The sequence below is a fragment of the Tenacibaculum sp. AWR4_210 genome (assembly GCF_056160945.1).
Genome location: NZ_JBSWYF010000013.1, coordinates 75976 through 86692, shown reverse-complemented (window position 1 = coordinate 86692; position 10717 = coordinate 75976). Strand labels below are relative to the sequence as shown.

The 10717-nt window shown below is 36.9% G+C and carries 10 protein-coding genes; 7 read left to right on the top strand and 3 right to left on the bottom strand.

Features of this window, described 5'->3' with window-relative positions:
* The first annotated feature begins 685 nt into the window (after positions 1 to 685).
* The 5 genes from thrS (at position 686) to ACXAG7_RS18540 (ending at position 4578) form a co-directional block, all read left to right on the top strand.
* Complete coding sequence (gene thrS, locus ACXAG7_RS18560) at positions 686 to 2632, top strand: threonine--tRNA ligase (RefSeq protein ID WP_476667747.1); 1947 nt, start codon at positions 686 to 688, stop codon at positions 2630 to 2632.
* Between the two features lie 78 nt (positions 2633 to 2710).
* A complete protein-coding gene (gene infC / locus ACXAG7_RS18555; protein WP_408045320.1) occupies positions 2711 to 3229 on the top strand; it encodes a translation initiation factor IF-3 in 519 nt (172 codons plus the stop codon).
* Positions 3230 to 3264: 35 nt separating this feature from the next.
* Complete coding sequence (gene rpmI, locus ACXAG7_RS18550) at positions 3265 to 3462, top strand: 50S ribosomal protein L35 (RefSeq protein ID WP_028891165.1); 198 nt, start codon at positions 3265 to 3267, stop codon at positions 3460 to 3462.
* A 96-nt stretch (positions 3463 to 3558) separates the two neighbouring features.
* Positions 3559 to 3903 (top strand): 50S ribosomal protein L20, encoded by a 345-nt coding sequence (gene rplT, locus ACXAG7_RS18545; protein WP_408045242.1) that lies wholly within the window; start codon positions 3559 to 3561, stop codon positions 3901 to 3903.
* 90 nt (positions 3904 to 3993) lie between these two features.
* Positions 3994 to 4578 carry a tRNA (guanine-N1)-methyltransferase gene (locus ACXAG7_RS18540; protein ID WP_476667746.1) on the top strand — a complete coding sequence of 195 codons (585 nt, stop codon included), beginning with the start codon at positions 3994 to 3996 and terminating at the stop codon, positions 4576 to 4578.
* A gap of 68 nt (positions 4579 to 4646) precedes the next feature.
* Here the strand turns inward: ACXAG7_RS18540 and ACXAG7_RS18535 are convergent, their stop codons facing one another.
* Entirely contained in the window at positions 4647 to 5777 is a 1131-nt protein-coding gene (locus tag ACXAG7_RS18535) for a histidine decarboxylase (RefSeq protein WP_408045244.1), read from the bottom strand.
* 148 nt (positions 5778 to 5925) lie between these two features.
* On the opposite strand from ACXAG7_RS18535, the gene ACXAG7_RS18530 reads away from it, so the two are divergent.
* Positions 5926 to 6390 (top strand): Lrp/AsnC family transcriptional regulator, encoded by a 465-nt coding sequence (locus ACXAG7_RS18530; protein WP_408045245.1) that lies wholly within the window; start codon positions 5926 to 5928, stop codon positions 6388 to 6390.
* Positions 6391 to 6456: 66 nt separating this feature from the next.
* Complete coding sequence (locus tag ACXAG7_RS18525; RefSeq protein WP_476667745.1) at positions 6457 to 8469, top strand: ComEC/Rec2 family competence protein; 2013 nt, start codon at positions 6457 to 6459, stop codon at positions 8467 to 8469.
* Positions 8470 to 8477: 8 nt separating this feature from the next.
* Here ACXAG7_RS18525 and ACXAG7_RS18520 read toward each other — a convergent pair whose 3' ends face one another.
* Positions 8478 to 9014 (bottom strand): thioredoxin family protein, encoded by a 537-nt coding sequence (locus tag ACXAG7_RS18520; RefSeq protein ID WP_408045247.1) that lies wholly within the window; start codon positions 9012 to 9014, stop codon positions 8478 to 8480.
* A 92-nt stretch (positions 9015 to 9106) separates the two neighbouring features.
* Complete coding sequence (locus tag ACXAG7_RS18515) at positions 9107 to 10699, bottom strand: peptide MFS transporter (RefSeq protein ID WP_476667744.1); 1593 nt, start codon at positions 10697 to 10699, stop codon at positions 9107 to 9109.
* Positions 10700 to 10717: the final 18 nt, after the last annotated feature.

Sequence of the window (10717 nt, the reverse complement as noted above, 5' to 3'; positions counted from 1 at the left end):
CAATGAACTTTGTTAACTCTCGTTAACCTCTTGTAGAAATGTTAGAATCGAACTAACTGATTTTTTTTAAACCTTTCCAAAATTTCTTAGACCGTGTTGCTCTCAAAAGCGGATGCAAAACTACAAAACCTTTTCGTTTCTGCAAAAACTTTTTTGAAGTTTTTTTTCTTCTTTTCACTAACCAAACACTTTGTTTTTCCTGTGAAAATCGGACTGCAAAGATACTCACTTCTTTTCGACTTATACAAGTTTTTTGAAACTTATTTTTAATCTTTTCTTAACCTCTCTTTGCCACGATATTTTAATGAACTTTGCTACTTTTCAAACTTGCGTTTTTCCGTTAGCGGGTGCAAATATAGAAGCTCTTTTTGAATTGACAATGGGTTTTTGCTAATAATTTTAGTTCAAAACCTCCGGTAATCGCTCAATTATTTAGCCAACAACCACTTACCTCCTTAAAAAAAATACTCATTGTCTCAAACACACTCTTTACTGAACGCTTCTCTGCAAATACCCTCAGGAAACTACATCCTTCTTTACTATTATTACACGATACAACACTCTTTGGATTCTCTTTTATTATTTATCATTAATATAATTGTTCAAAAAGCGCTTTTACAATATCTTTGCAGCTCGAAAATTTCCACTTGTAGGGAAATTAAGTATAACTATATATAACATAATAATGATTAAAATTACATTACCAGACGGAAGTGTCAAGGAATTCGAAGTGAATAGCACGGCTATTGACGTGGCAAAAAGTATTAGTGAAGGGTTAGCTCGCAACGTAATATCAGCGAGTTTTAACGGAACCACAGTAGAAACGACCACACCTTTGACCACCGATGGGTCATTAGTTTTATATACTTTCAATGACGATGCTGGAAAAAAAGCATTTTGGCACTCGTCTGCTCACGTTTTAGCACAAGCTATCTTAACATTCTATCCGAATGCTAAATTAACTATTGGACCAGCTATTGATAATGGGTTCTACTACGACTTAGATTTGGGTGAGGACACACTCTCAGAGAAAGACTTCCCTGCGATCGAGAAGAAATTCTTAGAACTCGCTAGAGAAAAGGCGGAATTTAAAATGCGTTCTATTTCGAAGGCCGATGCTCTTGCCTACTATCAGGAGCGCAACAACGCTTATAAAGTTGAGTTAATAGAAGGATTAGAAGATGGAGATATCACATTTTGCGACCACAGTGACTTTACTGATTTATGTAGAGGAGGTCACATTCCTCACACTGGTTTGATTAAAGCCGTAAAAATCATGAACGTCGCTGGTGCTTATTGGCGTGGAGATGAAAAAAACAATCAATTAACTCGAGTTTACGGAATCTCATTCCCTAAACAAAAAGAATTAAAACAATATTTAGAGCTTTTAGAAGAAGCTAAAAAGCGTGACCACCGAAAGCTAGGGAAAGAATTAGAATTGTTCACATTTTCTCAGCGCGTAGGACAAGGACTTCCTTTATGGCTTCCTAAAGGAGCTGCATTGAGAAACAGGCTGGAAGACTTTTTAAAGAAGGCACAAAAGCAAGCTGGATATGAAATGGTGATGACACCACATATCGGGCAAAAAGAACTTTACGAAACATCGGGGCATTACGCAAAATACGGGGAAGACAGTTTCCAACCAATCACTACGCCAAAAGCGGATGAGGAGTTTTTACTCAAACCTATGAACTGTCCACACCACTGTGAAGTATTTGCTTATAAGCCTTATTCTTATAAAGACTTACCTAAGCGTTTTGCAGAATTCGGAACTGTTTATCGTTACGAGCAAAGTGGAGAACTCCACGGATTAACGCGTGTACGCGGGTTCACGCAGGATGACGCACATATTTTCTGTACTCCAGAGCAATTAGACTCAGAATTCAAAAACGTGATTGACCTTGTACTTTACGTATTTGGATCGTTAGGCTTTGAGAACTTCAAAGCGCAGGTATCGATTCGTGATATGGAGAACTTGGACAAATACATTGGAGATAGTGACACTTGGGAAATTGCAGAAAACGCGATTATCAACGCAGCGAAGGACAAAGGTCTTGACTTTGTTATCGAAGAAGGTGAGGCGGCATTCTACGGACCTAAGCTTGACTTTATGGTAAAGGATGCTCTAGGAAGAAGCTGGCAATTAGGGACTATTCAAGTTGATTACAACTTACCTAAGCGTTTTGAATTGACCTACAAAGGTACTGACAACCAACTTCATAGACCTGTAATGATCCACCGTGCACCTTTTGGTTCCATGGAGCGATTCATTGCAGTTTTACTCGAGCATACGGGAGGTAAATTCCCACTTTGGTTAACTCCTGAGCAAGTTATTATACTGCCAATCAGCGAGAAATATCAAAATTATGCCGAAAAAGTTTTACATTTGTTAGAAAATTCCGAAATTCGCGCCCTCATAGACGATCGTAATGAAAAGACAGGTAGAAAAATTCGCGATGCCGAAGTGAGTAAGATACCGTTTATGATTATTGTAGGTGAGAAAGAGGAAGAAGAAGGTACAGTTTCTGTAAGGAAACATGGAGAAGGCGACTTGGGATCGTTTAGTACGGAAGCATTTATTTCATTGATAAATGACGAAGTAAGCAAAACCCTAGTTCCTTTTGGAAAGTAAGTAATAAATAGATAGTAATTTTTAAATTTTAACGTCATAGCTATTAAAAAAAGAGGTGGTCGTAGACCAGCCAGAATCATTAAAGAAGATCAGCATAGAATCAACGAAAAGATTAAATATGTTGATGAAGTACGTCTCGTAGGAGATAACGTAGAAGTAGGAATTTACTCATTAGCAAAAGCTAAAGAGATTGCTCGTGAACAAGAATTAGACTTGGTAGAAATTTCACCAAAAGCGAAGCCTCCTGTTTGTAAAGTTATCGATTACAAGAAATTCTTGTATGAGCAAAAGAAACGTGAAAAAGCTTTAAAAGCAAAAGCTACTAAGGTAGTTGTGAAAGAAATTCGTTTCGGCCCTCAAACTGATGAGCACGATTATGAATTTAAAAAGAAACACGCTATCAAATTTTTACAAGATGGAGCAAAGCTGAAAGCGTTTGTATTCTTTAAAGGTCGTTCAATCATCTTCAAGGAACAGGGGCAAATTTTATTATTAAAATTAGCACAGGAACTCGAAGAATACGGAAAGGTTGAGCAAATGCCTAAATTAGAAGGTAAGCGTATGATTATGTTTATAGCTCCTAAGAAGACGAAATAATAGAATTATAAGCAAGATAAAAACGCAAAACAAAGATGCCTAAAATCAAAACTAAATCTAGTGCCAAGAAACGTTTTAAGTTAACTGGTTCTGGAAAAATCAAAAGAAAGCACGCGTTTAAGAGTCACATCTTAACAAAGAAGTCTAAGAAACGTAAGCTTGCATTGACACACGCTACATTAGTACACAAGTCTGATGAAGCAAACATTAAGCAACAATTAGTATTAAAATAAACTAAGCGTTCGCTAGGTAGTAAAATTAATTATTAACCATGGAGTTAGGCTCAACAAGTACTTGAAAAAGTCGCCTACTACAAAAACATTTGAATTATGCCAAGATCAGTAAATTCAGTAGCTTCAAGAAATAGAAGAAAGAAAATCTTGAAGCAAGCAAAAGGTTACTTTGGACGTAGAAAGAACGTATACACAGTAGCAAAGAATGCGGTTGAAAAAGGAATGTTATATTCTTACAGAGACCGTAAAAACAATAAGAGAAATTTCCGTTCATTATGGATCCAACGTATTAACGCTGGAGCACGTCAGTACGGAATGTCTTACTCTCAGTTTATGGGGAAAGTTAAAGCTAACGAAATCGAGTTAAACCGTAAGGTTTTAGCTGATTTAGCTATGAACCACCCAGAAGCTTTTAAGGCCATTGTAGAGAAAGTAAAATAAGTTTCACAACCTTGCTTATACTAAAAACCCAAACGTATCGTTTGGGTTTTTTTAAACAAACTATTTACAGCTAAATAAATTACACTATTTATGAGATTATTGAAAATCATCGTATTTTTTTCCCTTAGTTTCATGGCCTTTGCCCCACAAGCAATGGCACAAAATTCAAGCGGTAGCGTCCGAGAACAATTTGAAGAACTTTATAAAAAATCAGGAAGTTACCAACAGTATAAAGTTGTTAAGAAAACAGCCTTTACTCAAATTCAGAAAAACGTTTTAGACAGTATAAAAGGACTAAAGTCAACGATTAAAAATCACCGAACTAGCCTAGATAAACAGCAAAAACGCATCGGTGAATTAGAACAGCAAATCAACTCACTCAACAATCAGTTAACCAGCTCTTCTGAGAAAGAAAATTTAATTGATTTCTTAGGTCTAGAACTGACGAAATCAAAGTACAAACTCACTGTTTGGATTTTAATTTTCAGCTTACTCGGATTATTGTTGTATTTTATCTACAGTTTTAAAAATAGTAACACGGTTACTAAAGAAACCAAACAACTCTACGAAGAGATTGAACAAGAGTTTGAACAGCACAAAAGGAAATCACTCGAGAAAGAACAGCAACTGCGTCGTAAGCTTCAAGACGAAATTAATAAGCAACGCGGTGTATAAATACCAGCATAAAAAAACGCTCCACATGGGAGCGTTTTTTATTGAGATAAACTTCTACGAATCTTATACTAGGCCATAACCTCTAATGCTGCTGTGTTATGTTCACGTATTTCTTGCTCTAAATCCATTAAAAAAGCATCGATTCGTTCTTTCTCTAATCCTGGTACACAAATAATATGTGCTATATCATTCTCTGATGCCAGTTGGTACTTTTCACATATTGCTTCTGATGGTTTATCGAAAACTACCGTCAGGGCTTCTTTGTTTCTCCAAGCGTTCCCTCCTAGCTCATTTAACTTTTCTTCGGTATACTTCGCTAACTGCTGCGAGTTTTCTACTCTCTTTTTAAGTCCTTCCATTCCGTGTTTCTCTAAAAAGGCCCACAGGAATAACGGGGTAAGTCCATTTCTCGAACCCGTAATTGTTGTATCCAAAGTTCCCACGTAGGAAATGGAATTCGCGATCCTATTTCTATGAGCACGTTTGCACATTACAATTCCACAAGGTATGGGACCTCCCATGAACTTATGACCTGAAATCGCAATACTATCTACTCCTTCTGCAAAATCAAACTTTGGTTTTGGCGTAACAAATGGTGCAATAGTTCCTAAGAAGGCGGCATCACAGTGGATGTAATAATCTTTAATTGCATATTTACGGATGATTTCTTTAATTCTGTCTAAATCGTCTACTGCTTCCGTCATGGTAGTTCCGATATTTAAGAAAAATACAGCCGGTTTATCACGGTGAATTGTCAAGATTTGTTCGAGATCTTGGTAATCTATTTCTCCATTATCTTGACTTCTAACTACAATATTTCGCATATTTAACAGGTGTAAGTTCTTTTTTACACTGTAGTGCGTCGATTCACTGTAATAAACAACAGCCTCCGGAAAACATTCCCTCGCTAAGTACAAGCCATACAAGTTTCCTTCAGTACCTCCATTGGTTACATATCCCCAAACATTATCAATTGACGTTGACAACATCTCGGCAAAGAATTCAATACAACCTTGCTCCAACTCTTTGGTATCAATTGATAAAGTTGAGCTCGCTTCTGGATCTCCCACATTATTAATACAGACATCTAAAAACGGAGCAAACTGACTATATGAAAAATCTTTTGCTAATGGATATCCTAAAAACGCATCTGAACTTTCTTTAATTCTCGTGTATATTTCTTGTATTTTGCTCATCATAAATAATTTCTGATTCAAATTTAGTAGTAAAGAATAAAAAACCAAAACCAACCCAAGTCTTAAGTATTTTTTACCAAAAAATACGCTTTAAACAAAAAATAACTACTTTTGTATTTGAGTATTTTAAGCTTTTACAAAAAATAATACTATGATCAACTTGGATAAAACAGATTTAAAAATCATTGAAGCACTACAAAAGGACGGAAAACAATCGATAAAACAGCTAGCGCAACAAATAAACTTATCCATAACTCCGACACATGAGCGTATTAAAAAGATAGAAGCTAGTGGAATTATTGAAAAATACGTTGCGATAGTCAACCCGGAATCTCTGGGCAAAAATCTTATTGTCTATTGTCAAGTTACTTTGGTTCAACACGAGGAAAATGCATTTAAAAAATTTGAAGATTACGTAAATTCCATTCCAAAAATTGTCGAAGTTTCCTATATCGCTGGGAGTTTTGACATCCTACTTAAAATTATTTTAAAGGACATGAAGGAATATCAAAATTTTGTTCTGAAAGAAATGTCTCAGTTAGAAATCATTTCGAATATCCAAAGCTCCTTTGTTATAAAACAGATTAAGAATGACACTTTAATAAGCGTCGATTAATCCACAGCTACCATTGCTTCATTCACGGTATTACTTTTCTGAGAAGATTAGTACCTTGAAAAAGCTATGAAATTTTTAGTTAATTATTATCCATTTTACCTACTTGTATTCTACGTTATTGGTGACCTTTTACAACAAGAATTACGAGTTTTCAAATCAGCTGTTTCCATAGGTGTTAGCTTCGCCTGTTGTTCCGCTTTGGTCCTATTTTTTTCGTTTAGAACACAACGTACTCCTTACTTTCTGCTAGGAGCAAGTGTTTTGTGCTCTCATTTAGCCATCCTATTGGTATTTCATCAGGCACCTGAACACGAACCTCTGTATTTTAAAAACCAATTGCAAGCAACCAATTACCTGAGCCTTAAGGTCAATAGCATACTGAGGAGCACAGCACGGTACCGAAAATTTGTTGCCACCGTTCAGCAAACCAATGGAAAACCTAGTATAGGCAAAATTCTATTGTACCAAGCACTTGACGATACTCGACAACTGCACTCAGGAAGTATTCTCTATGTTAAAGGAACTCCCATTCCCCTGAGAGATCCTGTAAATCCAAGTTTATTTAATTATCGTAAACACCTCGCCAAACAACATATTTATCATCTACTTAATATAAAATACCTACCCTTCATTGCTAGGTCTCCTTCTGAATCGAATTTAGGTATCCATGCCCTACATTTCCGTGACAAATTACTAGAGCAGCTACGAACTCAACTTGATACTAGCATAGTATACCCAATGACTAGTGCGCTATTATTGGGAAACCGATACGCTATGAACCCCCAAAGTATTAAAGCCTATCGGCAAGCGGGAGCGGCACATATCTTAGCAATATCAGGGCTTCATATCGGAATCCTCTCCCAACTACTGCGCTTTTTCCTTCAATTAATTTTCGGTCAGCGTTCTTATCAACTCCTAAGAGTTTTAATTCTCATACTCCTTTTAGGAATCTACGTTTACATTTCTGGAGGAAGCCCATCTGCAATTAGGGCCTGGACTACCCTGAGTTTTATCTATATTAGCCGAGCTTTTAAACGCCAAGTGCATTTGGCCCAGCCCTGTATACTAGCCATGCTGGTATTACTCATCGCCAACCCGACGAACTTGTACAACACCAGTTTTCAACTGAGTTTTTTGGCCGTAATTGGGATTCTAGCAATCTACCCCAGGCTATCCAACCTTTGGACTCCAAAAAATTACGTACTCAAAATCGTGTGGAATTCTTTTTCTATTTCTATCGCAACTCAAGTCGTTCTTACTCCGATTATCATATTCTACTTTCATGAATTTTCAACTGTTTTTTGGTTGTCCAACTTATGTATCCTTCCTTTTTTAAGTGCCATATTAATTATAGGAACTTTCCTTTTGATTTTTACTTCCCTTATGGCTCCTCCTGAAGTATTACTTAACACTTACAGCTATTTATGCCGAGGACTGCATCAGTTACTCATGAGTTTGGGGAGCCACGATACCTTTATTATTTCAAACTTAGTTATCTCTAAAACTACAGTACTACTTTTATACCTTATCGAGCTACTACTTTACCTCTTACTCCTTAACTACAGTCAGCTCAAAAGTTATCTTTTATTAAGTGCTGTTCTTCTCTTACAACTTGGCGCTATTTACCAGAAGAGCATACGAATCCACGCAAAGCGCCTTATCGTATTCCACGAGCACTCAAGCAGTATGATTGGCATCCAAAGGCAGGGGGTAACAACGCTATACTGCAGTGACAAGATTCGTAATCCCCTAACAGTTCGCAATTATCAACTATGGTCAGCAACTTCCATACGATACCAAAAACTAACCGCTGCCTACCTCATTCCAAATCACCTTATTTTTATCGTGGGAAAATCAGGTATCTACCCTACTAATTACAGTTCCAATTCCATTGTTATCCTGAGACAAAGCCCCAAGATACACCTTGAAAAGTTACTCAAAACCCTCCGGCCTAAACTAGTTATTGCCGACGGGAGCAATTACAAAAGTTATATCAAGCGATGGAAAAAAACCTGTAGACAACAAAAAACGCCTTTTCATGCTACTACAGAAAAAGGCGCTTTTGTATTATCGTTTTAAACTCAGTATTAAATTGAGCTCTTAAAATTCTTTTCAAAGTCTTTCCAAGAGGTATTCTTATAATTTTCTTTGCTAAAATACGCCAAGATGATCTCAAAACGCTTTTCTTTAACATATCCAGGAACATTTTGGAGGAGTTGTTCATCCTTATTTAAAAACGCCGTTGAGGGATAACTCATTTGACCGTTCATGATAGCAGCGGCCAACTCGTGATATCCACGTCTTCCTTGTTTTTTAAAGGTATAGGTTCTTCCTTTGTAGGTAATATCCTTTTTTTCTTCCCCGTTCAATTTCACCGGATAATAATACTTATTCACCATGGCTACAATCACAGAATTCTGATAGGTAGAATCATCCATTACTTTACACCAATGACACCAATCGGTATAAATATCAATTAAAATAGGTTTAGGATCCTTCTTATTTTTTTCGACGGCTTCTTCAAAGCTCAGCCAATTAATTTTCGAAGTCTTTTTGGTGGCATCCTGTGCTTGCGCAGTAAAAGTTAGTAGTACAACTACAAATGATATAATAAAAGTTCTCATGATTTGTTGGTCTCAATATCTATTCCAAATTTACAAAAAAACCCGTCAAATATTAAAATTTCACGGGTTTGCTAAAAATATTGTGAACGGTCTTATTTTACACCGTGCATTAACTTCTTCATCATTGGTGTCAGAATCATCAGTAATATTCCTGCTCCAATAGGCACCAAGGTAAATATTAAGAAGAACGTACTCATATCGTATTGGGCAGTAATTTTATCAATCATACCTCCCATCGATCCAGCTGCTTTGTTCCCCATACCTACTGCGATATACCAAAGTCCGAACATCATTCCGATTTTAGTAGCAGGTACTAACTTTGAAACGTAAGACAATCCAACTGGTGATAAACAAAGTTCACCAATCGTATGCAAGAAGTACGCGATAATCAACCAAATCATACTTACAGAAGCCGTTTGCGCTCCTTGCGGAATCGATGCTGAACCATAAGCTAAAGCACCAAAACCTAAACCTAACAACACTAATCCCATTCCGAATTTTACCGTTGCTGGTGGGTTAAACTTACTTTCCCAAACCTTAGAAACTAACGGTGCGAAAGCAATGATATAGAATGAATTTAAAATAGAGAACCAAGATGCTGGAACTTCTGTTTTCACATCACTAAATTGATTTTTTAGCATCCAGAATACGATGGCCCAAATAATAATGAAACTCGTTCCTAAAAAGATGTTTGACAGTGCATATTTAGAAAACGTGATTTTAAATAATTGGAAAAGTACATAGGTAATAATCAACAAAGGAACTACTGTTAACAAGGTGTTCGCTACTCTGAATATATTGGCAGCATCACCTTCTAGTACTCTGCTGGTATAATCACTCGCAAAAATTGTCATCGACCCTCCTGCTTGCTCGAATGCCGCCCAGAAGAATACTGTAAAAAAGGCTAAAATACCCACTACTATATAACGATCACGTTGTACATTTGCTGGTACAGGTTCGTCTTCAATACGAGCAGTTGTTTCTTCTTCTCCACCGATCGTTTCAATCTCATCAGATGAGTTTACCGCAGCAGAAGGTGCCAAACCGATGTTCCCAAAAATTCCTTGCGCAAACCAAAATTGTAACATTCCGAAAAACATGAAGATTCCTGCGAGTCCAAAACCATAGTGCCATCCTGCTGTTTCACCAACGTAACCACACAATAGAATTCCGATAAATGCTCCTGCATTTACTCCCATATAGAATATGGTAAAGGCTCCATCTTTTTTATCTTGTGCATACTTGTAAACACCATTAATAATCGAAGTAATATTCGGCTTAAACAATCCATTTCCTGCAACTAAACATCCGATTCCCATATACAAACTCCAAGGTGTATTCAATGCCATGGTAGCATGTCCGATCGTCATTATCAGTGCCCCTAAGGCAACTGCTTTTCTATATCCTAGCAATTTATCAGCGAGTAAGCCTCCGATAATTGGCGTAAAGTACACCAACATGGTATAGGTACCGTAGAGCCCTAAAGCATTTTCACGCGACCATCCCCAACCTGGGTTATCTCCTGTAATGGCAGACGTTAAGAACAATACTAAAATTGCACGCATTCCGTAATACGAGAATCGCTCCCACATTTCCGTAAAAAACAGCACAAATAATCCCGACGGGTGTCCCATCAGTAATTTACGATTCATTTCAGAACCTTGAAATCTAATACTTGTATTCATATATATCTAGTTTATAAA